We start from the raw sequence: 24,399 nt of genomic DNA, 5'->3' as shown, positions 1-24,399 counted from the left end.
CCCCGCTTACCCGCCCCGCTGTGACAGTTCCTGCTCGAGCGCGGCCACGCCGGCCGGCAGGTCCACCGGCACCTTCAGGTCCATCATCGTGCGGCCGAACGCGTGCAGCGTGCGGAACAGGTTGTGTTCGCGGCACTGTTCGCCCATCTGCCCGATCCGCACGATCGGCAGCCCGAACGAGCCCGAGATCTCGACCTGGTACTGCTTCGAGATATGGCCGCACACCATCCCGGGCGTCAGCCCTTCGGGCGTCTCGATCCCGACCACCGAGTTGAGCCGGCAGTCCTTCGGCGCATAGAGCGCGAGCCCCATCGCCTCGACGCCCGCCTGCAACGCGAGCGAGCAGCGCAGGTGGCGCGCGAAGCGGCTTTCGAGCGTCTCCGCGCAGACGAGCCGCAGCGCCTCGTGCAGCGCGAGCACGCCCGACACCGGCGCCGTGTAGTGGTAGCCCGCGTTGTGCCAGAAGTTCTCCGCGAGCGCCATGTCGAGGCACCAGTGCGCATTCGGTTCCGGACGCTGCTTCATCCGGTCCCACGCGGCGTCCGAGAACGCGATCAGCGATACGCCGGGAATCGACGACAGCCCCTTCTGGCCGCCCGTGATCACCGCATCGATGCCCCACGCGTCCATCTCGAGCGGCATCGTCGACAGCGTGCACACCGCGTCGACGACGACCAGCGCGCCGGCCGCCTTCGCGAGCGCCGCGATGTCGCGCAGCTCGCGGTTCCACACGGTGTTCGACGTCTCGCCCTGCACGATCGTGACGATCTCGGGCCGCTCGCGCGCGATCGCGTCCGCGATCTCGTCGAGGCTCGCGACCGAGCGGTCGGCCACTTCAAGCGTGGCGACGTCGGCGCCGACGCGCGTGGCCATCTCGGCCATCCGCGCGCTGAAGAAGCCGTTGCGGATCGACAGCACGCGCGTGCCGCGCCACGCGAGGTTCGAGATCGCCATTTCCATCGCGGCGGAACCGGGGCCGGCGACGCCGAGCACCCACTTCGTGCGGGTCTGGAACACGTAGCGCGCCATCTCCTTCACCTGCTCGATGATCTTCGCCATCGTCGCGCCGAGGTGGTTGATCACGATCGTGTTCGCCTTCGCGACGGCAGCCGGGATCGGGACCGGGCCGGCCCCCATCATCAGCAGCGGTTCTTCGGGCAGGATCGCGTCGAGCGGCACGACGACGGGACAGGGAATCGGCGAGTAATCGATGGACATGGCTGGTAAAAGAGGAACGGAGAAAACGCCCGGACGTCGTTCGCCGCACGGCACGGCGAACTGATCGATCATTCCGCGTTCCGCGCCCGTGCGCAAGAGGCACGCGCGCCCGGACAGCGTGACGCTGGCCCGGTCGACGGACCGGGCCAGCCGGCCGCACCCGCGTCGCACGACCGGGTTTCGTATTGCCGCGGCATTGCCGGCCGCATGCGAAACGGTTCCAACGGACGGTCGATGCCCGCGATTTTCTCCGGCAATATTGAGACGCGCATCCTGACGCCCTAGTTCAGCATGCCGCATGCATCTACCGGAATACCGGTCACCACGATAAAAATCGCGCGACTGGCATCGGCACACGAAAACCAGACCGGCACAAAAACATCCACTATCGCAGCATCTATTGGTGAGCGATTTCACCCATTACCGCACGACGTCGCATCCAGACCGCATCAACATATTGATTTATATGAGTAATATTAAAATACAAGGCGGACCTTCCGAATACACGCCGGACTAACCCAGGCGCATGCCAGCGCCGCCGATCCGTTAAATCGATACCCGCGATTTCGATTTTACGCAAGCCGCCCCTTTTCTCAGGTTGACGATATCGCTTCCGTAATGAACAATCGTCTGCAGAATCGAAAACCGATTTTTCGAGACGAACGAGACCCGGGGGTTGCGCGACGGTTTTCCAGGTCGTTTGACGAAAAATCCCAACCAAAATCAATCAACCGGGCCAGAAATTCGCGAGCCATGAACCAGATTCAGACCATGCGTGTGTTCGTCTGCGTCGCCGAGCAGCAGAGCTTCCGGCGCGCGGCGCACCATCTAGGCGTGTCCAACGCGCTCGTCACGCGCTCGATCGCGATGCTCGAGTCTCACCTGAACACGCGGTTGATCCACCGCACCACGCGCAACCTGTCGCTGACCGAGGCCGGCCTGCGCTACCTCGACGGCTGCCGTGCGCTGCTCGAGGAATTCGACCACCTCGAGGCATCCGTCGCGCACGCCGTGCGCGAGCCGGCCGGCACGCTGCGCGTCGTCGCATCGGGCCTGCTGTCGCCGCTCGCGCTGACGCCGCTCGTCAGCAGTTTCCGGCACCGCTACCCCGAATTGCGCATGCAGCTCACCGTCGCCGAGGGGCCGCTCGACGTGCTCGATTCGGGCTACGACGTCGGCATCGTGACCGGCAACCGGCTCGACGGCAACCCGACGCTGATCGGCCACGCGCTCACGCCGAACCCGTTCGTCGCCTGCGCGGCGCCCGCCTATCTCGAACGGCGCGGCGAGCCGCGCGCACCCGACGACCTGCCGGGCCACGACTGGGTCGCGCTCGCGCCGCACCAGCATGCGCCCGCGTGGCGGCTGGTCGGCCACGACGGCGTCACGCATTCGGTCACGGTGCGCCCGACCTGCACGGTCAACCAGCTGGCGCTCGTGCACGCTGCAACCGTCGCCGGGTCCGGCATCGCGGTACTGCCCGAGCCGAGCGTCGCCGACGCACTCGCCACCGGCACGCTGGTGCGGCTGTTGCCCGCTTACCGGATCGACGACCCGGACGCGCAGCTGTCGCTCGTCTACCCGAACCGCCAGTACGTGCCGGCCCGCACGCGCAGCTTCGTCGAGCATGCGCTCGAGCATTTCGGCGCGCAGACGGCCCGCGAGCGGACCGGCTACGGCTTCCTGCACACGCCCGATCGCGCCGAGATCGTCGCGGGCCGGCAGACGGGCCTGCAGTAAACTGCACGGGACAGCCATCGGAGGTGCAGCGTGCGCGTGATCCTGTTCAGCAGCCGGCAGTACGACGACGAATCGTTCACCGCCGCCAATCGGTCATTCGGTTATCGGCTGCACTTCCAGCCGTCGCACCTCGACGCGGAAACCGCGATCCTCGCGCACGGCTATGAGGTCGTCTGCCCGTTCGTCAACGACACCGTCGACGCGGCCGTGCTCGAACGGCTCGCCGACGGTGGCACGCGCCTGATCGCGCTGCGCTCGGCCGGCTTCAACCATGTCGACCTGGCGGCCGCCGAGCGGCTCGGCATCGCGGTCGTGCGGGTGCCCGCATATTCGCCGCATGCGGTCGCCGAACACGCGGTCGCGCTGATCCTCGCGCTCAACCGCCGGCTGCCGCGCGCGGTCGCACGCACGCGCGAAGGCGACTTCTCGCTGAACGGCCTGCTCGGCTTCGACCTGCACGGCAAGACCGTCGGCGTGATCGGCACGGGCCTGATCGGCCGCGTGTTCGCGAAGATCATGATGGGCTTCGGGATGCACGTGCTCGCACATTCGATGCCGCCGTACGACGACGAACTGATCGCGTACGGCGCGCGCTACGTCGAGATCGACGAACTGCTGCACCATGCCGACATCATCAGCCTGCACTGCCCGCTGCTGCCGTCGACGCACCATCTGATCAACGCGCAGACGCTCGCGCAAATGAAGCACGGCGCGATGCTGATCAATACCGGCCGCGGCGGCCTGGTCGACGCGCCGGCGCTGATCGACGCGCTCAAGAGCGGCCAGCTCGGCCATCTCGGGCTCGACGTGTACGAGGAGGAAAGCGGCCTCTTCTTCGAGGATCACTCCGACCTGCCGCTGCAGGACGACGTGCTCGCGCGCCTGCTGACGTTCCCGAACGTGATCGTCACGTCGCACCAGGCGTTCTTCACGCGCGAGGCGCTCGCCGAGATCGCGCACACGACGCTGCTGAACATCGAGGCGTGGCACGCCGGCACGCCGACCAACGTCGTCACGACGGGGCGCTGAGCCACGTCGTTCCGCTCGGCGTTGGCGGAGCGCCTGAGCTGCACGCGATCCATCAACGATTCGTCAATTTATTTCGACTGATGTAACGCTGCGCGCGCGGCGTCTGCTATCGTTGCGCCGACCTCCCCCTGCTTCTGCCGCTCATGCGTTTCGACGACTCCGCCATTGCCGCGGTCTACCGCGCCATCTTCGAACGGCGCGACATGCGCCACTTCACGCCGGCGCCCGTCGATCCGGCCACGCTCGCGCGGCTGCTGCGCGCCGCGCACCACGCGCCGAGCGTCGGCTTCATGCAGCCGTGGCGCTTCATCCGCATCACCGATCCCGCGCTGCGCACCGCGATCCATGCGCTGGTCGAGGCCGAGCGCCGCGCAACCGCCGACGCGCTCGGCGAGCGGCAGGACGAATTCATGCGGCTGAAGGTCGAAGGCGTGCGCGAATGCGGCGAACTGCTGGTCGTCGCGCTGACCGACGACCGCGAGCGCCACGTGTTCGGCCGCCGCACGCTGCCGGAGATGGACCTCGCGTCGGCCGCCTGCGCGATCCAGAACATGTGGCTCGCCGCGCGCGCCGAAGGGCTCGGGATGGGCTGGGTGTCGCTGTTCGATGTCGACGCGCTGCGCACGTTGCTCGGCATGCCGGCCGGCGCGAAGCCGATCGCCGTGCTGTGCGTCGGGCATGTCGACGCGTTTTATGCGAAGCCGATGCTCGAGGAAGAGCGGTGGGCCGCGCGGATGCCGATCGAGGCGTGCCTGTTCGAAAACGGCTGGGATGCGTCGGCGGCCGGGGTCGCCGAGGGCAACGCAGCATCCGGCGCGACCGGCGGATCATCGCCGTCGCCCGAGGTTGCCGTACCTGACGACCGCGCCGGCTCGACACCCGCCGGCGCCCTGTCCGACCGCTGACGGGATGCACGAGGCGCGGAACGGCCGCTTCGCCGGTCTTGCTCCGACCCGATATTACGCTTCGCTCTCGCTCTCACTCTCGCTGTCGCCTTGCCCTTGCCTTGCCACCGAGCACCGAGCGCCGAGCACTGAGCACTGAGCACCGAGCACCAAGCACCGCCAAATCCCACACTTTGGGCGCACCTTGGCCGTCACCCCGTCGCACGCCGGCAACAACCATTTTGGCCCCGAGCATAGGGGTTTTCACTGAAGTAGAATCGCGGCTGATATCTCCTCGCCTCGCCCCTTCCGCGCATGCCGCGCCGATCTCGGGCCGCGGCCTTTTCCGTAGCCCACCGCGATGCCATTACCTCTTTTCGCCCTTGCCGTAGCCGCATTTGGAATCGGTACCACCGAGTTCGTGATCATGGGGCTGCTGCCCAACGTCGCCCGCGACCTCGGCGTGTCGATCCCGGCCGCCGGGATGCTCGTGTCGGGCTACGCGCTCGGCGTGACGATCGGCGCGCCGATCCTCGCGATCGTCACCGCGAAGATGCCGCGCAAGCGCGCGCTGATGGGCCTGATCGGGCTGTTCATCGCGGGCAACCTGTTCTGCGCGATCGCGCCCGGCTATGCGGTGCTGATGGCCGCGCGGGTCGTCACGGCGTTCTGCCACGGCGCGTTCTTCGGGATCGGCTCGGTGGTCGCGAGCAACCTCGTCGCGCCGAACCGCCGCGCGCAGGCGATCGCGCTGATGTTCACCGGCCTCACGCTCGCGAACGTGCTCGGCGTGCCGCTCGGCACCGCGCTCGGCCAGGCGTACGGCTGGCGCGCGACGTTCTGGGCCGTCACCGGCATCGGCATCGCCGCGGCCGCCGCGCTCGCGGTGTGCCTGCCGAAGCACCTCGCGATGCCCGACACCAGTATCACGCGCGAATTCAGCGTGCTGAAGCACCCGCAGGTGCTGATGGTGCTCGGCATCAGCGTGCTCGCGTCCGCGAGCCTGTTCAGCGTGTTCACGTACATCACGCCGATCCTCGAGGACGTGACGGGCTTCTCGCCGCGCCAGGTCACCTACGTGCTGCTGCTGTTCGGTCTCGGCCTGACCGTCGGCGGCACGCTCGGCGGCAAGCTCGCCGACTGGCGCCGGATGCCGTCGCTGATCGCGACGCTCGCGCTGATCGGCATCGTCCTCGCGCTGTTCGCGGGCACGATGCACCTGCCGTTCGCGGCACTCGCGACGATCTTCGTCTGGGGCATCCTCGCGTTCGCGATCGTGCCGCCGCTGCAGATCCTGATCGTCGATCGCGCGAGCGACGCGCCGAACCTCGCGTCGACGCTGAACCAGGGCGCGTTCAACCTCGGCAACGCGACGGGCGCGTGGCTCGGCGGGATGGCGATCGGCTCCGGCGTGTCGCTCGTGAACCTGCCGTGGGTCGGTGCAGCAATGGCGGTCGCCGCGCTCGCGCTCACGCTGTGGTCGGCGTCGCTCGAACGCCGCCCGGTGAGCGGGCCGACCGGATACGTATGACGCGCGCGCGGCGGCGACGCGCGGCGGCACGGCGCGCGTCCGCGCCCGCGCGCCGCCGCGATCGTTGCGCACGCAACCCCATTCGATCCTGACGGCCTTCATGGACCTTTCAGGGGCCACGGTGTAGCATCGCGGCCGATGAAAGCCATTCTCAATCGTGATTTCCTCGCGCTGATCCTCAGCGTCGCGGTGGTCGGTCTCGGCACCGGCGCCACGATGCCGCTCACCGCGCTCGCCTTGACCGAAGCCGGACACGGCACCAACGTCGTCGGCATGCTGACGGCCGCGCAGGCCCTGGGCGGCCTCGCGATCGTCCCGTTCGTCACCGCGCTCGCACGGCGCATCGGCGCTCGCCGCGCGATCGTCGTGTCGGTCGTGCTGCTCGCCGCGGCCACCGCGCTGATGCAGTTCACGTCGAACCTGATCGTGTGGGGCGCGCTGCGCGTGCTGTGCGGCGCGGCGCTGATGCTGCTGTTCACGATCGGCGAGGCATGGGTCAACCAGCTCGCCGACGACTCGACACGCGGCCGCGTGGTCGCGATCTACGCGACCAATTTCACGCTGTTCCAGATGGCGGGCCCGGTGCTCGTCAGCCAGATCGCCGGCGCGACGCGCATCCGCTTCGCGCTGTGCGGCGCGCTGTTCCTGCTCGCGCTGCCGGCGCTCGCGACGATCCGGCGCGCGCCGCTCGCCGGCGACGACGCACATCACGCAGCGCACGACAGCTGGTTCGCCGTGCTGCCGCGCATGCCCGCGCTGATCATCGGCACGGGCTTCTTCGCGCTGTTCGATACGCTCGCGCTGTCGCTGCTGCCGCTCTATGCGATGGATCACGGCGTCGCGAGCGCGACCGCCGTGCTGCTCGCGTCGATCATGCTGTTCGGCGACACCGCGATGCAGTTCCCGATCGGCTGGCTCGCGGACAAGCTCGGCCGCGAACGCGTGCACCTCGGCGCCGGCTGGATCGTGCTCGCAGGCCTGCCGCTGCTGCCGTTCGTGATCGCGAACCCGTGGCTATGCTGGCCGCTGCTGTTCGTGCTGGGCGCGGCGGCCGGCAGCATCTACACGCTGTCGCTCGTCGCGTGCGGCGAACGCTTTCGCGGCGCGGCGCTCGTCACCGCGAGCTCGCTCGTGTCGGCGTCGTGGAGTGCCGCGAGCTTCGGCGGTCCGCTGGTCGCCGGCGCATTGATGGAGCAACTCGGCAGCAACGCGCTGATCGGCGTGCTGGTCGTCTGCGTCGCCGCGTTCGTCGCGGCAGCGCTGTGGGAACGACGCGCCGCGTTGCAGCGCGCGGTGTGACGTTGGCGTTGGCGTTGGCGTTGGCGTTGGCGTTGGCGTTGGCGTTGGCGTTGGCGTTGGCGTTGGCGTTGGCGTTGGCGCCGATGCCGATGCCGATGCCGATGCCGACGCCGATGCCGATGCCGACGCTAACGCTGGCGCCGACTCAGACACCCTGACACTGAAACGCGTGCGCAGCATCACCCACCAGCACGCATCGACGCACACGCGCGCCCCGCCGACAAAACGAAAACGGCCCACTTAATGCGGGCCGCCCTGTCCTTCCGGACTACGCGCTACGTGTCGCGCCGCGATCCGTCACGCGCTCCGCGCGGGAAGGATCTTGCCGGCACAGGTGCCGAAGCCGACGCGATAACCATCGCCCTGGCACCACCCGGCGAGCGTGAGCTCGTCGCCGTCCTCGATGAACGCGCGGCTGCCGCCGCCGTTCAGCGCGAGCGGCTCCTTGCCGTTCCACGTCAGTTCGAGCAGGCTGCCGAACGAATCCTTCGTCGGCCCGCTGATCGTGCCCGAACCCATCAGGTCGCCCACGCGCGTGTTGCAGCCCGCGACCGTGTGATGCGCGAGCTGCTGCGCCATCGTCCAGTACATGTGCCTGAAGTTGGTGCGGCAGATCGACGTCGCTTCGGCCGCACCTTCGGCGCGCAGCGTCACTTCGAGCGCGATGTCGAATGCATGCTTGCCCGCGTGCCGCAGATACGCGAGCGGCTGCGGCGACTGTTCGGGCTGCGCGACGCGAAACGGTTCGAGCGCGTCGAGCGTGACGATCCACGGCGAGATCGTCGTCGCGAAGCCCTTCGAGTTGAACGGGCCGAGCGGCACGTATTCCCACTGCTGGATGTCGCGCGCGCTCCAGTCGTTCAGCAGCACCATCCCGAAGATGTGCGCTTCGGCATCCTCGCACGCGATCGGCTCGCCGAGCGCATTGCCGCGGCCGACGATGAAGCCCGTCTCCAGTTCGATGTCGAGCTTGCGGCACGCGCCGAACACCGGACGCTCCTGGTCGGGCAGCTTCAGCTGCCCATTCGGGCGCCGCACCGGCGTGCCGCTCACGACCACCGACGACGCACGGCCGTTGTAGCCGATCGGCATCTCCGACCAGTTCGGCAGCAGCGCATTCTTCGGATCGCGAAACATCGAGCCGACGTTGGTCGCATGCTCCTTCGACGAATAGAAATCGGTGTATCCGGGAATGTCGACCGGCAGGTGCAGCGTCGCGTCGCGCTGCGCGACGAGCGCTTGCGCGCGCAGCGCGGCGTCATCGCGCAGTCGCGCGTCGTCGCGCGACAACAGCGTCGACAGCTGCACACGCACGCCGCGCCACGCATCGCGGCCGAGCGCGATGAACGCATTGAGCGTCGGCGCGGCGAACACGTCGGCGCCGGCCGGCAGCGTCACGAGGCCCGCACGCGCGAGCGCGGCGAGGTCGACGATCTGGTCGCCGAGCGCGACGCCCGCGCGGCGCGCCGGTTGCTTCGCATCGCTGAAGATCCCGAACGGCAGGTTCTGGATCGGGAAATCGCAGGCGGGATCGTTCGCCGTCTCGACCCAGCTCTTGCGAGCCGGGTCGAGCGTCGCGCGCCAGTCTTGGGTATCGCTCATCGTTGCTCCGGATTGAAGTGTTTCCTGATGCCTTGCCAGCATTCGAAGTAGTCGGCCTGCAGCTGCGCGGTGTCGAGCGCATAGCGCGTCGGCCGGATCAGCGTGCGGGTTTCGAACATGAACGCCATCGTCGCGTCGACCTTGTGCGGCTTCGTCGTGTCGCTCGCCGACGCCTTCTCGAACGTGTCCGCATCCGGCCCGTGGCCCGACATGCAGTTGTGCAGGCTCGCGCCGCCCGGCACGAAGCCTTCGGCCTTCGCGTCGTATGCGCCGTGCACGAGCCCCATGAACTCGCTCGCGACGTTGCGGTGGAACCAGGGCGGGCGGAACGTATCCTCGGCCGCGAGCCAGCGCGGCGGGAAGATCACGAAGTCGATCGTGTCGACGCCCGGCGTGTCGCTGGGCGACTGCAGCACGAGGAAGATCGACGGATCGGGATGGTCGAAGCTGATCGAGCCGATCGTGTTGAACAGGCGCAGGTCGTATTTGTACGGCGCGTAGTTGCCGTGCCACGCGACGACGTCGAACGGCGAATGGCCGATGTCCGCGCGCCACAGGCGCCCGTTCAGCTTCGCGACCAGCTCGAATGCGCCCTCGCGATCCTCGTACGCGGCCTGCGGCGTGAGGAAATCGCGCGGGTTCGCAAGCCCGTTCGAACCGATGGGGCCGAGGTCAGGCAGGCGCAGCAGCGCGCCGAAGTTCTCGCAGATGTAGCCGCGCGCATCGCCGTCCGGCAGCGCGACGGAAAAACGCACGCCGCGCGGAATCACCGCGATCTCGAACGGCTCGACGTCGAGCCGGCCGAATTCGGTCGCGATGAAGAGCCGCCCCTGCTGCGGCACGATCAGCAGCTCGCCGTCGGCGCTGTAGAAAAAGCGGTCCTGCATCGAGCGGTTCGCCGCGTACAGGTGGATCGCACAGCCGTTCATCGCGGCCGCCGAACCGTTGCCGGCCATCGTCACGAGCCCTTCGACGAAATCGGTCGGCTCCGCCGGCATCGGCAGCGGATCCCAGCGCAGCTGGTTCGGCGGCGTCGGCGGCACGTCGGCCGAGTCGCCGAATTCCGACACGAGCCGCTGCGGGCCCGTGAACGGCTCGAACGGCCGGTGCACGGCCGCCGGCCGGATCCGGTACAGCCACGAGCGGCGGTTGTGGCTGCGCGGTGCGGTAAACGCGGTGCCCGACAGCTGCTCCGCATACAGCCCGTACGGCGCGCGCTGCGGCGAGTTGCGGCCGTGCGGCAGCGCGCCGGGCAGCGCCTCGGTCGCGAATTCGTTCGCGAATCCGCTCAGGTAGCCGGCGGTCGCCGGTTTCGACAGGTCAAGCGTCATCGTTTCCTTTCTCCATCAATTCAAGGCGGCGTTCGGCGCCTGCGCACCATTGCGCCGCGTGACGCCGGCCAGGCCCAGCACGAACAGCGCCGAGCACAGCACGGGCACCGCGGCCGCATGGAACAGCGCGCCGTTGGTCCAGTTGAGCGCAATCAGTTGTCCGCCGACGAGCGGCCCGAGCACCGAGCCGATCCGGCCGATGCCGAGGCTCCAGCCAATGCCGGTCGAGCGCAGCGACGTCGGGTAATACTGGCCCGCGAGCGCGTTCACGGCCGGCTGCCCGCCGACCACGCAGAACCCGCCGGCGAACACGACGAGCAGCAGCCACGGCAGCGCATGCGCGACCGAGCCGATCAGCCCCACCGACACGGCCGCGCATGCGAAGCACGCGAACAGCACGCGCACGAAGCCGTAGCGTTCGATGAACCAGCCGAGCGACAGCGTGCCGATCACGCCGCCCGTCTGCAGCACCGTGCCGACGATCACCGCCGTGCCCGGCGAATAGCCCGCGTCGCGCATCACCGTCGGCAGCCAGTTCGACAGGAAGTACAGGTCGATCAGGTTCATGAAGCTGATTGCCCACAGCAGCAGCGTGACCGGCAGGCGGCCATGACGGAACAGCTCGGCGACCGGCGCGCCGCTCGCCGCGCGCTCGCGCACGACGAGGCGCGTGGTCGCGTCGATGCCGGCCTGCGGCGCGAAGCGCGCGAGCCAGTCGCGTGCCTGCGCGTCGCGCCCTTTCAGCACCAGGAACTGCAGCGATTCGGGCAACCGCGCGAACATCGCGAGCGTCAGCACCAGCGGCACCGCGCCGCCGACGAAGAACACCGAGCGCCAGCCGAGCGCAGGAATCAGCGCGGCGCTGATGAAGCCGCCGATCGCGGCGCCGAGCGTGAAGCCGCACGACACGATCATCATCCGCTTCACGCGATGGGCGGCCGGGCTGAACTCGCCGACCAGCGCCATCGCGTTCGGCATGATGCAGCCGAGGCCAAGGCCCGTGACGAAGCGCAGCGCCATCAGCACCGGGATCGAACCCGCGAACGGCGTCGCGAGCATCGTCACCGCGAAGAACAGCGTCGAGCCGATCAGCACCGGGCGCCGCCCGATCCGGTCGGCCAGCACCGACAGCCCGAGCGCGCCGAGCAGCATCCCGAACAGGCTCGCGCTGAACACGGGCCCGAGCGCCTGCTTCGGCACGCCCCATTCGGCGATCACGCTCGGCGCGACATACCCCATCGCCTGCGCATCGAAGCCGTCGATCACGAGACACAGCCCGCACAACACGAGCAGCATCCAGTGAAAGCCCGGGCGATGCGTCTCGTCGATCACGCGCTCGACTTCGAGCACGCGCGCGTCGACCGGCGCCGCGCTCATTGCGCCGCCTCGGCGGCCGGATGCACGGGCGGCGTCACGCCCTGGCGCGCGAGCGCCATCGCTTCGCGCAGCACGTCGGCGTCGCCGATCTGGTTCGCGAGCAGCAGGATCAGCTTCGCGTTGACGAGCTGGCTGTCGGCGTCCGACAGGTCGCGATGCATATCGATCAGCGCTTCGTAGAACGCGTCCGGATCGGCCAGGCGCGGGCGGGTATCGAGTCGGGGCATGACGGGTGTCTCCGGTATCGTTGTCGTAGTCAATGCGCGGTTGCGCGTGCGCAGGTCGCGCGCGCCAGTGCGTCGGCGATCGCCTGGCGCTCGAGCGTGCGCATCCGTGCACAGACGTGCTGGTCGGGACGCAGCAGGTAGAACGTGCCGGGCTTCGCGTCGTAGCGTTGCGCGACGAAACCGTCGACGTCCTCCACGACGTCGACGCCGGCCACCGGTTGCGCATGCCCGGCCGGCACGACCAGCACCGGCCGCACCGGCAGCGCGAGGCCGTCGAGCGCCTGCGCGAGCGCGGCGGCGTCGCCGGGCAGCCCGAACAGCACGCCCGCGAAGCCGTCGCCCAGATGCCGCAGCAGCCAGCCGGACGCGCCCTGCGCGCGCACCGGCGCATCGGCCGCCGCCGCGCCCGGCCGCATCGCGCACGCGAACGCGTCGCCGTTGCGGTCCGGCGTGTTCAGCGGCGAATCGGTCAGCACGGCAGGCACCGACAGGCGGCCGCTGTTCACGAGCTTGCGCGCGAATTCGCAGTCGCGCGCTAGCTTCAGCGTCGCGTCGCGGAACACGCGCGACACCGCGCTCTTCGGCGTGATGAAATCGGTCGAGCGCGTCGAATTGCGGATGTTCTCGTCGGCCGCGAACTCGCGCTCGCTCGCGTAGGTGTCGAGCAGACGGTCGTCAGCGCGGCCGTCGAGCACGAGCTTCAGCTTCCACGCGAGGTTGTCCGCGTCCTGCACGCCGCTGTTCGCGCCGCGCGCACCGAACGGCGACACGCCGTGCGCGGAATCGCCCGCGAACAGCACGCGGCCATGACGGAACGTGTCCATCCGCTGGCAGCGGAACGTATAGACGCTCACCCATTCGAGCTCGAACTCGACGTCCGGCCCGAGCAGCGCGCGCACGCGCGGGATCACGCGTTCCGGCTGCTTCTCGGCGATCGGATCGGCGTCCCAGCCGAGCTGGAAGTCGATGCGCCACACGTTGTCGGGCTGACGGTGCAGCAGCACCGACTGGTTGCGATGGAACGGCGGATCGAACCAGAACCAGCGTTCGGTCGGGAATTCCGCCTTCATCTTCACGTCGGCGATCAGGAAGCGGTCCTTGAACGTGCGGCCGCGGCTCTCGAGGCCCATCGCCGCGCGCATCGGGCTGCGCGAGCCGTCGGCCGCGATCACGTATTGCGCGCGCAGCGTCTCGATCCCTTCCGGCGTCTCGACGGTGAGCGTCGCGTGTTCCGCCGATTGCGCGACACCCGTCACCTTGTGCTTCCAGCGAATGTCGAGGTTGGGCAGCGCGAACGCGCGCTCGGCCAGATAGCCTTCGACGTAGTACTGCTGCAGGTTGATGAACGCGGGACGCGCGTGGCCTTCCTCCGGCAGCAGGTCGAACGCATACAGCTGTTCGTCCTGCAGGAACACCTTGCCTACATGCCAGCTCACGCCCTTGTCGACGAAGCGCTCGCCGCAGCCGAGCCGGTCGAAGATCTCGAGCGTGCGCTTCGCGAAGCAGATCGCGCGCGAGCCCGTCGACAGGGTGTCGTCGTCGTCGAGCAGCACGACCGGCACGCCCTGCTGCGCCAGGTCGATCGCGGCCGACAGGCCCACCGGGCCCGCGCCGACGACGATCACCGGGTGGAGGGTCGCGTCATCGCCGGCGGCGCGCGTCGCGCGCGGCCGGTAGTCGAACTTCAGCGTCTGGTAATCGATGCTCATGGTCGCCATCCGCTCCTCAACCCTGCCGTGCGCATGCCGGCGCGCGCAGCGTCGTTCCGCTCATGCCCGTTGCCCGCCGCCGCCGCGGCCCGCCCTGTTCCGTCCACTTCCTGTCAACCGCCACGTCTCGCTCCTTGCTTCCTGTTGATCCGATTCGGGAAACGGCACCGCTGCGGGCGCCCGAACGCCGCTTTTCTTGATCGGCGACACATTCTTGGATTTACGAATAGTAAAACCAATTACGAATAGTGAAATCAACGTAAACCCTAGCCGCCAGTTCCGGAACGGGATAACCATATGAGCGAAACGCCAAGCCGAGCCGGGCTCGCGCTGCTAATATCGAGAGATGAGGCGGCCCTTTCGGCCGCCATTTTTTCCTTCCCACGCCGATGATTCCGCCCAACATTCCCGAGCTGGTCGTCCGTGCCGGGCAACTGCCGTATCTGCGGGAACACCTTGCGCTCGCCGAGGGCGGCACCGCGTGCGCCAATCTGCCGGAGCGCACGCTCGCGAGCGCCTATGAACCGATCTACGACGTGACGATGCCCGGCGCGCCGCAGTCGACGTCGTTCGCGGACGCGATCGAGCGCTACGGCGACGAACTCGGCTTCCAGGCCGTCACGCTGGTCACGGGCACGCCGCACGACCCGGTCGATTCGGCCGTCGACGACCAGACGCTCGTCGCGATCGACCGGCTGTCGCGCGCGCTGCACGCGATCAACTTCTTCGGCGCGCAACGTCACGGGCTGCTGTTCCTGCGCGTGCATGAACGGCTGCTCAAGAGCGTGAAGTACGACCACGGCAAGCATTTCTCGTCGGTGCTGCAGCGCTTCGGGCTGCCGACCGAGCGGATCGTGATCGAGCTGCCGGCCGTCGCGGTCGCGCACAAGACCTTCCTCGGCTACCTGACGCGCAGCTACCAGCATCACGGCTTCAAGGTCGCCGACAAGCTGCCCGACCCGGGCCGGATCCTCGCGGTCGAATCGGAGATGGCGCGGCCCGACTACATCAAGATGGATGCAGGCATCGCGCTGCGCGACGGGATGGTGAAGGCGCTGGTCGCGTATGCGCAGCGCGTGCGGATTCCGCTGATCTTCGACGGCGTCGTCGACGAGACGCAGTGCGAGCTGCTGCGCCAGCACGACGTGCGGTTCATGCAGGGGCCGGTGTTCGCGAAGGTCGTCACGGCCTGATCGACGGTGTGGCTGCCGGCGCGCGGGGAGCGCCGCGCAGGATCGTGGATTCGATTCAGCGAGCGGGTTGCGGTGGGCTGCGGCGGGGATCGGCATGTCGGCACGCCGGCTCGTTCGTGACGCGATGCCGGACGGTAGCCGGTGCGTGATTCGTCACGCGCAAAGATCGGACCTGCGTTGAGCACGCGCGCGTGGTCGTGCCGCCGCGTCGGCCTCGATGCCGCCGCCTACGCTCTTCCGCCGTCGGCGTACTTCGGCAGATCGTCGTCGACCTCGATACCCGGAAAACGATCCCCGTACCAGACGTGCCATGCGGGGCGAAGCCGCGCCGGCTCGTCGAGCGTTGCGGAGTTGATTTCCACGGTCGTCGGCGCATCTGCCAGCCGGTACTCGAGCTGCGCGCCGCAGCGGCCGCAAAAGCGCCGCTCGCCCCACGCGCTCGACGCATAGACCGTCGGCTCACCCTGCACATACTCGAATGCGTCGATCGGCACCGAGGCCGACGCAACGACCGCCGCGCCCGTCGTGCGCTGGCAGAGCCGGCAATGGCAAAAGCCTGCGTCGGTCGGAATGCCGGCGATCCGGTAGCGGATCGCTCCGCATGCGCAACCGCCTTCCAGGGTTTCCGGGTGTGACATCGCGAACCTCGTCAGCGTCGGGAAGCAGGTGGACGATGATGAGCGCGGTTCGCGCGTGGTGCAACCGGCGGCAGCGCCCGCTCGCGCGCCAGGGCACCCCGGCGACGCGCCGCGCGCAGTGCCCGTTTCAGACCGTCTGCCCGAGCCGCTGCGCGAGCGCCTTCAGCTTCGGCCCGACCTGCTTGCGGAACACATCCTCGTCCATCGACGACGCAGGCCCGCTGCAGCTCAGGATCAGCCAGCGCCCCTCGCGCGGCTCGCGAAACGGCACGGCCGCCGCGTTCACGTCCATGTGCCACGCGCGGAACGAATAACAGCATCCGCCCGCGGAGAATTCGGCCACCGCGTCCTGTGCGGCCGCGACGAGCGCATCCGCGTCGGCCGCGCCGCCCGCCGCCCGGTGCAGATCCGCATAGAGCGCGCGGCGCACGTCCTCCGGCTGCACGGCCAGGTACGCGCGCCCCATCGAGCTCGTCAGCATCGACAGCCGCGAGCCGGGCGCCAGCCCGAGCGTCAGCGCCGTTTCGCTGCGGATCGTCTCCAGATAGATCATGTCGAGCCCGTCCCGGCAGCCGAGCGACACGGCCGCGCCGATCTCGCGCGCGAGCGCCTGCATGTGCGGCCGCGCGAGATCGAGGGTGCCCGAGCCGGACAGCAGCGCGTAGCCGAGCGACAGCACGCCGGCGTCGAGCGCATACTTTCCGAGCGTCTCGTCGTAGCGCAGGTAGCCGAGCACGGTCAGCGTGTAGGCGAGCCGGTTCACCGTCGCCTTCGGCAGCCCGGTGCGCTCCGCGAAGTCGCGATTGCCGAGCATCGTCTCGCCGGGCCGGAATGCGCGCAGCAGGTCGAGCCCGCGCGCGAGCGCAACGACGAACTTGCGTTCGTCGATCGTGGTTTCGTCGATGGTTGAAAGCGTCATCTGATGCTACACTGGGTTCGTTTTGCAAAACATTGTTCCGCACAGCGGAACATCAGTCAAGCGAACTTTGGACATCGGGCCAGGCAGCGAAGCGCCAACCCGGGACCGATCGCAAAGCATGGGGCCCGAGCAAGCACTGAAGCACCGACTCGGGCCGACCGCGAAGCCGACAGGAGATGAAACGATGGCTGCTGCAACCTTTCATTGGGACGATCCGCTGCTGCTCGACCAGCAACTGACCGAAGAAGAGCGGATGGTGCGCGATGCCGCGCACGCGTACGCGCGGGACAAGCTCGCGCCGCGCGTGACCGAAGCGTTCCGCCACGAGCGCACCGACGCCAAGATCTTCCGCGAGATGGGCGAGATCGGCCTGCTCGGCCCGACGATTCCGGAAGAATACGGCGGCCCCGGTCTCAATTACGTGAGCTACGGGCTGATCGCGCGCGAAGTCGAGCGCGTCGACTCCGGCTACCGCTCGATGATGTCCGTGCAGTCGTCGCTCGTGATGGTGCCGATCCACGAATTCGGCTCGGACGCGCAGAAGCAGAAATACCTGCCGAAGCTCGCGAGCGGCGAATGGATCGGCTGCTTCGGGCTGACCGAGCCGAACCACGGCTCCGACCCGGGCAGCATGGTCACGCGCGCGAAGAAGGTGCCCGGCGGCTATTCGCTGTCCGGCGCGAAGATGTGGATCACCAACTCGCCGATCGCCGACGTGTTCGTCGTGTGGGCGAAACTGGAAGAAAACGGCAAGGACGCGATCCGCGGCTTCATTCTCGAGAAGGGCTGGAAGGGACTGTCGGCGCCGGCGATCCACGGCAAGGTCGGGCTGCGTGCGTCGATCACCGGCGAGATCGTCCTCGACGAGGTGTTCGTGCCCGAAGAGAACCTGATGCCCGACGTGAGCGGCCTGCGCGGCCCGTTCACGTGCCTGAACTCGGCGCGCTACGGGATCGCCTGGGGCGCGCTCGGCGCAGCCGAGTCCTGCTGGCATACCGCGCGCCAGTACGTGCTCGACCGCAAGCAGTTCGGCCGCCCGCTCGCCGCGAACCAGCTGATCCAGAAAAAGCTCGCCGACATGCAGACCGAAATCACGCTCGGCCTGCAAGGCGTGCTGCGTCTCGGCCGGATGAAGGACGAAGGCACGGCGGCCGTCGAGATCACGTCGATCATGAAGCGCAACTCGTGCGGCAAGGCACTCGACATCGCGCGGCTCGCGCGCGACATGCTCGGCGGCAACGGCATCTCGGACGAATTCGGCGTCGCGCGCCACCTCGTGAACCTCGAAGTGGTGAATACGTACGAAGGCACGCACGATATCCATGCGCTGATCCTCGGCCGCGCCCAGACGGGCATCCAGGCATTCTTCTGATCATTCGCCTGCCCGGCGCGGCGCCCTTCGCGCCGCATCGTCGCCGCTGAAACGACACGGCCCGCCCGGCATCGCTGCCGGGCGGGCCGTTTTCATCGACGCGCGTTCGTCACGCGCCGCCGAGGCGGCAGCCGCTCCTTACTTGTTCGGCTGCGGCGTGAGGCGCAGGTACGGGCGCACGGCGTTGAAGCCCTTCGGGAAGCGTTTCTTCAGCTCTTCCGGATCCTGCAGCGACGGCACGATCACGACGTCGTCGCCGTCCTTCCAGTTGCCGGGCGTCGCGACCTTGTAATTGTCGGTCAGCTGCAGCGAGTCGATCACGCGCAACACTTCGTCGAAGTTACGGCCGGTGCTGGCCGGATAGGTGATGGTGAGCCGCACCTTCTTGTTCGGGTCGATCACGAACAGCGAGCGCACCGTCAGCGTTTCGTTCGCGTTCGGGTGGATCATGTCGTACAGCTGCGAAACCTTGCGGTCCGCGTCGGCGATGATCGGGAAACCGACCACGGTCGACTGCGTTTCGTTGATGTCGTTGATCCAGCCCTTGTGCGATTCGACGCCGTCGACCGACAGCGCGATCACCTTCACGTTGCGTTTCTCGAATTCGCCCTTCAGCTTCGAGGTCAGCCCGAGTTCAGTCGTGCACACCGGCGTGTAATCGGCCGGGTGCGAGAACAGGACACCCCAGCTGTCGCCCAGCCACTCGTGAAACTTGATGGGGCCCAGGCTCGATTCCTGCTCGAAATCCGGTGCGATGTCGCCAAGACGCAGACTCATGATGTTCCCTCCTCGAACGATGCTGGTTGAAACCGCGCGCTGGATGGCGCGGGACAGTCCATCAGCTTACGGGAAGCAATGAGACATGCGAACGATTATTACGTTTGATATTCATACTTTTTTGTCATTTTTGCCGGGTGGCGGCGCGGCACGAATGGCGCCCAGGGAAACTTTTCGTATCGTCTGAAGCTCTGTTGACGATTACGAGTCGTTTACCATGCAGTCTTGCACTGCCGCCGTTTATTTGTCCCGGCTCGCCAGCGGGCAGGCGTTTCGCTAGGATGTGAACCTGCAGCATGACAGCATGAAGGGAGTTGCAATGTCGGAAATCAACAAGGAGAAACTGATGTCGGATATCAAAACCGTTCTCGCGGACGCCGAGGATCTGCTCAAGCAAGCGGCGAGCAGCACGGGCGACCGTGCGGCCGAACTGCGCGAAAAAGCCCTGTCGCGCCTGAAGCAGGCCAAGGAAAAGGCAGCCGACGTCCAGGTCGTGGTGGTCGAGAAAGGCAAGAAGGCCGCGCGCGCGACCGACGACTACGTGCACGAGCATCCGTGGACGTCGATCGGCGTCGCCGCCGGCGTCGGTGTGCTGATCGGCCTGCTGATCAACCGCAAGTAACGCGCTCGGCGCCGTTCCGCCCCATGCGCCGCCCGGTGCGGCACATGGGCGCCGAAGCCGGCCGGCGGTTCGCCGCCGGCCAGCTTTGACCTAGACGCTCACTGCGCGCGCAAGCGCCTTATTCATGACGACAGACACCCACTCGCAGCCGTCCGGGCAGGGACCGTTGCGCCGCTTCGTCGGCTCCGCGATCGGCCTGCTGCAGACGCGCCTCGAACTGGTCGGCATCGAACTCGCCGAGGAGAAGGAACGCCTGATGGGCGTGCTGTTCCTCGGGCTCGCGGCCATGATGCTCGCGACGATGGCGCTCATCAGCCTGACCGTGCTCGTCACGATCGCGTTCTGGGACACCTACCGGTGGCAATCGCTCGCGGTCATCACCGCGCTGTACGCGATCGCCGGTATCGCATGTGCGCTGAAGGCGCGCACGGGCCTGCGCGAGGCGCCGACCGTGTTCGAAGCAACGCTCGCCGAGCTCGAGAAAGACCGCGAGGCTTTCCGCGGCAAGCCGTGAACGCAGTCGCGTTCACCCCTCTCACCTACTTCGCCGACGCGCCATGAGCCAGAACGTCACGGGCCACTCGCCCCGCCCCCATTCGTCGCGATCGAAGTGGAGCGCGTCGCAGCATCGCGCGCTCCGCAAGGAATTGCTGATCCTGCGATCCGAGGTCGAGCGGCTCGAGCTTGCCGAAGCCGCCGCCGAAATGCGCCACGCCGTCACGCGCTTCAGCTGGCTCAAGGTGTTCATCCCCGGCCTGTCGAGCGGCAAGTTGAGCCAGTCCGCCAAGAACCTGAACGCGAACCTCGGCCAGCTCGTCAACCAGTATCCGATGCTGAGTTCGCTCGCGTCGCTCGTGCTGGCGAAACCCATTCGATCGCTGCTGCGCGCGAGCGCGGGCCCCGCGCTGAAGTGGGGCACCGTCGGCTTCGCCGCGTGGGAGTTCTACCGGATCTGGAAACAGTCGCGCGATGAACGCGCAATGGGCGCGAACGACGACTGATACGCAACGACGGGCGTGCACGGCCATCCGGCGGTGCGCGTTTTCCGTGCGTGATCGGACGATCGGGTAATCGGGCGATCAGCGCACGCCCCAGCATGTCCGCTCCAGTGTCGCGGACGCTGCGTCGCTCGATCCCGTATTGCCTTTCGTGCCGTCCGAACGCAGCGTGAATGCGCCGCATGCATCGGCACGCATCGGGCCTGCCTCGAGCGGGTTCGCAACGAGTTCGTAGACGACCTGCGCATCGTCGCCGACCGATCGTTTCAGCCCCACGCGGTAAATCGCCTGCCCGTCCGGCGGTGCCTGTGCGTATGCGTCCGGCAACGTCTGCGGCGCCGGGCCGTCGAGCGTTTCGAGATATTGAGCGGCGCGATACAGCGCGGCGACCGCGGACGCGCGATGCATGCGCGCGACATGTTCGCGATATGACGGGACGCCCCACGCGGCCAGCACGGCGACGATCGCAAGCACGATCATCAGTTCGAGCAACGTGAACGCCGCCGACCGGCGCAGCAATCCAGGCGCTTTCATCGATGCACCGCCGCGACGCGACGCCAGCGCTGCGCCACGATGCGTCCGTCGCGCAGCGCGACCTGGCTCTGCAGCCAGACCACGCTCGACGCATGGCCGCCGACACCACGCGCGGTGACGAGGTAAGCGCGACTCCCTTGCGGACCGACGCCTCGCCAGGCTTCGATCAGGCAACGCGGCGGCTGGGCCGCCATCGGCCAGGAGGCGAACGGCGCGAATGCATCGTCGACGCCCAGCGCGGGCGTACGCCGCCATGCATCCGGCTCGCCGGGTGACAGGGGTTCGTCCATGTACGGCGCCCCGCCGCGGAGCAATCGCGCAGTACAGGCTGCCAGTGCTGCGTCGGCCGCGTGAAATGCAATCAACCGGTCCGACAATGCACGCGTGCGACGCGATTCCGTCAGCGCGGATTCGAACCATGTAGCGGTCAGCGCGGCGACCGCCGCGCCGACCGCGATCACGGCAGGCAGTGCAAGGCCCGCGTCGCGACGCCAGCCGCGGCTGGCGGATGGAAAGCGTGCGCGCGTCGTTCTTCCGCTCAGCATGAGGCCCTCACCGCTTGCTGTGAGTCGAAGAAAGCAACGATGCGCCCCCTTGCGCGGACGGCCGCGATTCGCATCGCAAGCTCGCCGACGAATCCGGTTGCATGGATCATCGCGCTACCTCGTGGTCCTGCGCCGCGTCACGGACGGGATCCGCGAAGGCGACCGCGGCATTGCGCAACGCGACGATTCGATGCAGCACCAGATGCGCGCGATCATCCCGCGAAACGGCCGTGCGGCCGTCGCAATCGACATGACGCGCGGGCCCGTCAATCGGTTCGCCACGCGCCCGCACGCATACATGCACGGCGATGACATCGTGCCAGTCGCCGGCACCCATCGCCTCCGCGTCGACGAACCGCTCGCCTGCGCGACGCAGGTAACGGACCCGCAGCTGATCGATGCCGGACACGACGGGTTGCGGCGTACCCGGGCGCCCGCTTCCCTCGCAGTACAACTCGGGCTCGCCCGTCGACGGGCTGACATGCGCGTCGAAACGGTTTTCCACGAGCGGCCGCTCACCGGGAGCGCCGACACCCTGCCCGAGACAATCCGACACCTGTGCACCGACCGTCGGCCACGTCGACACGGCATCGCCGACATACCGAACCAGCACCGCATCCGACGCTGCGCGCACGGCTTCGCAGCGCACCTGCGCGCCATCGCCTCGCACGCGCCCCGCGGAACAACCGAACACCGGCGGCAGCGATGACGCCCCTTCGACATCGAGCGGACGAAACCCGGCCATCTGGATCTGCTGGCCGATCAGCATCAGCGCGGTCGCGGCCGCATCGCGCATCCGGAACCCGTCTTCCGCGCGCCGCTGCGCGGTGCGCTGGGCGTGGTACAGCGCACCGGCCGCGGCAAGCACGAGCAGGCCGACGGTCATCGCGATCAGCACTTCGAGCAGCGTATGCGCGCGGCTGCGGCGATCAGCGTTCGTCCGCATCGGCATGGGCCTCCCGAAACGGTATCCGCACGCACGACGCCGGCTTGACCGTAGCGCCCGCACCTTCACATCGCGTGGAAGTCGCCGCGTAGGCGTTGGTGTCGCGCCAGCCGACCACCACGTAGCGGACACCGGCCGGCCCATCGTCGAGCGTCATCGTGCCGCCGGGCAGCGATGCAGCCGCGAGCGCCGCGATGCCGTCGTCGGCGCCCGTCGCCGCGCGCCGGCGCTCGATGCGAGCGTCGGCCAGCCACAGCGCGCGTTCACGCCAGATCGTCGCCCGCTGCGTGCGCGTCATCGCGAGCTGACTGCCGGCCACGGCCAGCATCACGGTTGCGAGCAACGCGATGGCCAGCACCGCTTCGAGCAGCGACGTGCCGCGCATCGACTTGCGTGCGCACGTCATGCCGCGTCGCAACGACCGGCGACGACGCGTGCCCGACCGCCCGCCGCGATCCGGATGCAGCGCGATACGCGTGCGTCATCGCCGGGCAGCGCACGCTGCGGACGCAATTCGAAACGCCGGATCCCGCCGATCACCTGGCCTGCCGACGGCGCAAATGCCAGATCGTGCGCCGCGCCCGCGATAGCGACGTCGGCATCGCGCGGATAGCGCCGCAGCACGCGCGACTGCCCGTCGAACTGCCCGCTGACGATCCAGCCGCACGACCATTCCGCCGGATCGCACCGCTCGCCGGGCCGCACGCAGTCGCCATCGCGCCCGGCCCTGCACAGCGTGACACGCACGCCGAGACGCGTCGCCTCGGTGCGCGCGAACGACAGCGCACCAAGCAGCGCGAGCGCGCGGGCCTCCACGCGTTCGCGCATGCGCCACTGATCGAATGCGGGTGCGGCGTAAAGTCCGATCGCGGCTGCCAGCGCGATCGCGACCATCAACTCGACGAGCGTGAAGCCGCCGCATCGCATGCGTTTTTCAACACCCTGCCGGTGCAGTCCCATCGCGATCGCCCTCCGTCAACGTGATGCGTCGACTGTAGCGACGCGAGCGAACGCGCGCCATTGGCCGAACGGCCGACTGGCGACATGCGATCGCAGCCGACACAATCGGCGCGAACTGAACCCACGGAGAAGACGATGAACGGACGCAGCGCGTCAGCGCTTACGCGGAGGCTTGGAGGGGGACGCGCGACGGAACTCTTCGATCACGTCGGCAAATTCGGAAACGTCCTCGAACCGGCGGTAAACCGACGCGAAACGGACATAGGCGATCGTATCGAGGCCGCGCAGCTCGTTCATCACGAGCTCGCCGAGCTTCTCGCTACGCACTTCACGCTCGCCGGTTGCGAGCAGCTGATATTCGATGCGGGCGACCGCCGCGTCGATCGCGTCAGCCGCAACCGGCCGCTTGCGCAGCGCGAGTTGCATGCTGGCGACGATCTTGCGACGGTCGAATTCCGTGCGGCTGCCGTCCTTCTTCACGACGGCCGGCAGGTTCAGCTCGACCCGCTCGTACGTCGTGAAGCGCTTGTCGCAAGCCGAGCAACGACGGCGCCGACGAATCGCGGCGCCATCTTCGGACACGCGCGAGTCGACGACCTGCGTGTCCTCATGCCGGCAGAACGGGCAGCGCATGCCGGATCAGCGATAGACCGGGAAACGCTTGGTCAGCTCGGCCACTTGCGCGCGCACGCGCTCGATCGTCGCTGCATCTTCCGGGTTCTCGAGCACGTCGGCGATCAGGTTGCCGACCTGCTCGGCTTCCGCCGTGCCGAAGCCGCGCGTCGTCATCGCCGGCGAACCCAGGCGGATGCCGCTCGTCACGAACGGCTTTTCCGGATCGTTCGGGATCGCGTTCTTGTTCACCGTGATGTGCGCCGCGCCGAGCGCCGCTTCCGCTGCCTTGCCCGTGATGTTCTTCGCGCGCAGGTCCACCAGCATCACGTGGCT

General features: G+C 68.1%; 25 protein-coding genes and 1 pseudogene. 10 read left to right on the top strand and 16 right to left on the bottom strand.

What is annotated here, in order from left to right:
* Positions 1 to 6 precede the first annotated feature (6 nt).
* Positions 7 to 1,218, bottom strand: coding sequence for an alanine--glyoxylate aminotransferase family protein (locus DIE12_RS28215; protein WP_124551398.1), 1,212 nt, complete (start codon positions 1,216 to 1,218; stop codon positions 7 to 9).
* Between the two features lie 753 nt (positions 1,219 to 1,971).
* On the opposite strand from DIE12_RS28215, the gene DIE12_RS28210 reads away from it, so the two are divergent.
* From DIE12_RS28210 to DIE12_RS28190, 5 genes are all read left to right on the top strand, one after another.
* A complete protein-coding gene (locus DIE12_RS28210) occupies positions 1,972 to 2,958 on the top strand; it encodes a LysR family transcriptional regulator (protein WP_124551397.1) in 987 nt (328 codons plus the stop codon).
* A 30-nt stretch (positions 2,959 to 2,988) separates the two neighbouring features.
* On the top strand, positions 2,989 to 3,987 hold the full coding sequence (locus DIE12_RS28205) for a 2-hydroxyacid dehydrogenase (protein ID WP_124551396.1): 999 nt from the start codon (positions 2,989 to 2,991) through the stop codon (positions 3,985 to 3,987).
* A gap of 143 nt (positions 3,988 to 4,130) precedes the next feature.
* Positions 4,131 to 4,892, top strand: a complete 762-nt coding sequence (gene bluB, locus DIE12_RS28200) for a 5,6-dimethylbenzimidazole synthase (protein WP_124551395.1) — start codon at positions 4,131 to 4,133, stop codon at positions 4,890 to 4,892.
* A gap of 340 nt (positions 4,893 to 5,232) precedes the next feature.
* The gene (locus tag DIE12_RS28195) at positions 5,233 to 6,402 is read left to right on the top strand and encodes an MFS transporter (RefSeq protein WP_124551394.1); all 1,170 of its coding nucleotides are present in this window, start codon (positions 5,233 to 5,235) and stop codon (positions 6,400 to 6,402) included.
* Positions 6,403 to 6,540: 138 nt separating this feature from the next.
* A complete protein-coding gene (locus tag DIE12_RS28190) occupies positions 6,541 to 7,701 on the top strand; it encodes an MFS transporter (RefSeq protein ID WP_124488715.1) in 1,161 nt (386 codons plus the stop codon).
* Positions 7,702 to 7,998: 297 nt separating this feature from the next.
* On the opposite strand, the gene fahA is transcribed toward DIE12_RS28190, so the two are convergent.
* The 5 genes from fahA to DIE12_RS28165 are packed head-to-tail and all read right to left on the bottom strand — an operon-like array spanning position 7,999 to position 13,956.
* Positions 7,999 to 9,303, bottom strand: a complete 1,305-nt coding sequence (fahA, locus tag DIE12_RS28185; protein WP_124551393.1) for a fumarylacetoacetase — start codon at positions 9,301 to 9,303, stop codon at positions 7,999 to 8,001.
* Positions 9,300 to 10,634, bottom strand: a complete 1,335-nt coding sequence (hmgA, locus tag DIE12_RS28180; protein ID WP_124551392.1) for a homogentisate 1,2-dioxygenase — start codon at positions 10,632 to 10,634, stop codon at positions 9,300 to 9,302. Before hmgA ends, fahA begins: the two co-directional genes overlap by 4 nt.
* A gap of 15 nt (positions 10,635 to 10,649) precedes the next feature.
* Complete coding sequence (locus DIE12_RS28175; RefSeq protein ID WP_124551391.1) at positions 10,650 to 12,011, bottom strand: MFS transporter; 1,362 nt, start codon at positions 12,009 to 12,011, stop codon at positions 10,650 to 10,652.
* Positions 12,008 to 12,238 (bottom strand): DUF2783 domain-containing protein, encoded by a 231-nt coding sequence (locus tag DIE12_RS28170; RefSeq protein ID WP_044844106.1) that lies wholly within the window; start codon positions 12,236 to 12,238, stop codon positions 12,008 to 12,010. The genes DIE12_RS28175 and DIE12_RS28170 overlap by 4 nt, the downstream gene beginning before the upstream one ends.
* A gap of 29 nt (positions 12,239 to 12,267) precedes the next feature.
* Entirely contained in the window at positions 12,268 to 13,956 is a 1,689-nt protein-coding gene (locus DIE12_RS28165; protein WP_124551390.1) for an FAD-dependent oxidoreductase, read from the bottom strand.
* A 380-nt stretch (positions 13,957 to 14,336) separates the two neighbouring features.
* Here DIE12_RS28165 and DIE12_RS28155 point away from each other — a divergent pair, with 380 nt between their 5' ends.
* Positions 14,337 to 15,140, top strand: coding sequence for an EAL domain-containing protein (locus DIE12_RS28155; RefSeq protein ID WP_044844104.1), 804 nt, complete (start codon positions 14,337 to 14,339; stop codon positions 15,138 to 15,140).
* Between the two features lie 227 nt (positions 15,141 to 15,367).
* Here DIE12_RS28155 and DIE12_RS28150 read toward each other — a convergent pair whose 3' ends face one another.
* The gene (locus DIE12_RS28150) at positions 15,368 to 15,778 is read right to left on the bottom strand and encodes a GFA family protein (RefSeq protein WP_124551389.1); all 411 of its coding nucleotides are present in this window, start codon (positions 15,776 to 15,778) and stop codon (positions 15,368 to 15,370) included.
* Positions 15,779 to 15,905: 127 nt separating this feature from the next.
* A complete protein-coding gene (locus DIE12_RS28145; protein ID WP_124551388.1) occupies positions 15,906 to 16,697 on the bottom strand; it encodes an IclR family transcriptional regulator in 792 nt (263 codons plus the stop codon).
* Positions 16,698 to 16,881: 184 nt separating this feature from the next.
* Here DIE12_RS28145 and DIE12_RS28140 point away from each other — a divergent pair, with 184 nt between their 5' ends.
* Entirely contained in the window at positions 16,882 to 18,069 is a 1,188-nt protein-coding gene (locus tag DIE12_RS28140) for an acyl-CoA dehydrogenase (RefSeq protein ID WP_124551387.1), read from the top strand.
* Between the two features lie 138 nt (positions 18,070 to 18,207).
* Here the strand turns inward: DIE12_RS28140 and DIE12_RS28135 are convergent, their stop codons facing one another.
* On the bottom strand, positions 18,208 to 18,846 hold the full coding sequence (locus tag DIE12_RS28135) for a peroxiredoxin (protein WP_034182833.1): 639 nt from the start codon (positions 18,844 to 18,846) through the stop codon (positions 18,208 to 18,210).
* Between the two features lie 319 nt (positions 18,847 to 19,165).
* Between DIE12_RS28135 and DIE12_RS28130 the strand changes: the two genes are divergently transcribed.
* The 3 genes from DIE12_RS28130 to DIE12_RS28120 all read left to right on the top strand — a co-directional run bounded on the left by DIE12_RS28130 (position 19,166) and on the right by DIE12_RS28120 (position 20,469).
* Positions 19,166 to 19,468 carry a YqjD family protein gene (locus tag DIE12_RS28130; RefSeq protein ID WP_124551435.1) on the top strand — a complete coding sequence of 101 codons (303 nt, stop codon included), beginning with the start codon at positions 19,166 to 19,168 and terminating at the stop codon, positions 19,466 to 19,468.
* A gap of 124 nt (positions 19,469 to 19,592) precedes the next feature.
* On the top strand, positions 19,593 to 19,982 hold the full coding sequence (locus DIE12_RS28125; RefSeq protein WP_044844100.1) for a phage holin family protein: 390 nt from the start codon (positions 19,593 to 19,595) through the stop codon (positions 19,980 to 19,982).
* Between the two features lie 43 nt (positions 19,983 to 20,025).
* On the top strand, positions 20,026 to 20,469 hold the full coding sequence (locus DIE12_RS28120) for a DUF3318 domain-containing protein (protein WP_124551386.1): 444 nt from the start codon (positions 20,026 to 20,028) through the stop codon (positions 20,467 to 20,469).
* 78 nt (positions 20,470 to 20,547) lie between these two features.
* Here the strand turns inward: DIE12_RS28120 and DIE12_RS28115 are convergent, their stop codons facing one another.
* The 7 genes and pseudogenes from DIE12_RS28115 to glyA all read right to left on the bottom strand — a co-directional run.
* Positions 20,548 to 21,000: a type IV pilin protein gene (locus DIE12_RS28115; RefSeq protein ID WP_124551385.1), complete on the bottom strand. Its 453-nt coding sequence runs from the start codon at positions 20,998 to 21,000 to the stop codon at positions 20,548 to 20,550.
* Complete coding sequence (locus DIE12_RS28110) at positions 20,997 to 21,545, bottom strand: pilus assembly protein (RefSeq protein ID WP_124551384.1); 549 nt, start codon at positions 21,543 to 21,545, stop codon at positions 20,997 to 20,999. Before DIE12_RS28110 ends, DIE12_RS28115 begins: the two co-directional genes overlap by 4 nt.
* 106 nt (positions 21,546 to 21,651) lie before the next feature.
* Entirely contained in the window at positions 21,652 to 22,491 is an 840-nt protein-coding gene (locus tag DIE12_RS28105) for a PilW family protein (protein ID WP_124551383.1), read from the bottom strand.
* Positions 22,475 to 22,897, bottom strand: a complete 423-nt coding sequence (locus DIE12_RS28100) for a hypothetical protein (RefSeq protein ID WP_044844097.1) — start codon at positions 22,895 to 22,897, stop codon at positions 22,475 to 22,477. Before DIE12_RS28100 ends, DIE12_RS28105 begins: the two co-directional genes overlap by 17 nt.
* Positions 22,894 to 23,451 carry a GspH/FimT family pseudopilin gene (locus tag DIE12_RS28095; RefSeq protein ID WP_124528988.1) on the bottom strand — a complete coding sequence of 186 codons (558 nt, stop codon included), beginning with the start codon at positions 23,449 to 23,451 and terminating at the stop codon, positions 22,894 to 22,896. The genes DIE12_RS28100 and DIE12_RS28095 overlap by 4 nt, the downstream gene beginning before the upstream one ends.
* Before the next feature lie 153 nt (positions 23,452 to 23,604).
* Positions 23,605 to 24,084: a transcriptional regulator NrdR gene (nrdR, locus tag DIE12_RS28090; protein WP_006760615.1), complete on the bottom strand. Its 480-nt coding sequence runs from the start codon at positions 24,082 to 24,084 to the stop codon at positions 23,605 to 23,607.
* Positions 24,085 to 24,090: 6 nt separating this feature from the next.
* Positions 24,091 to 24,399, bottom strand: a pseudogene (gene glyA, locus DIE12_RS28085) (serine hydroxymethyltransferase); the annotation flags it as partial.

Origin of the sequence: Burkholderia sp. Bp9015 (assembly GCF_003853505.1) — a bacterium.
Classification (GTDB): Bacteria; Pseudomonadota; Gammaproteobacteria; order Burkholderiales; family Burkholderiaceae; genus Burkholderia.
The sequence above is the reverse complement of the archived record's forward strand: the minus strand, read 5'-3'. Positions and strand labels throughout refer to the sequence as shown.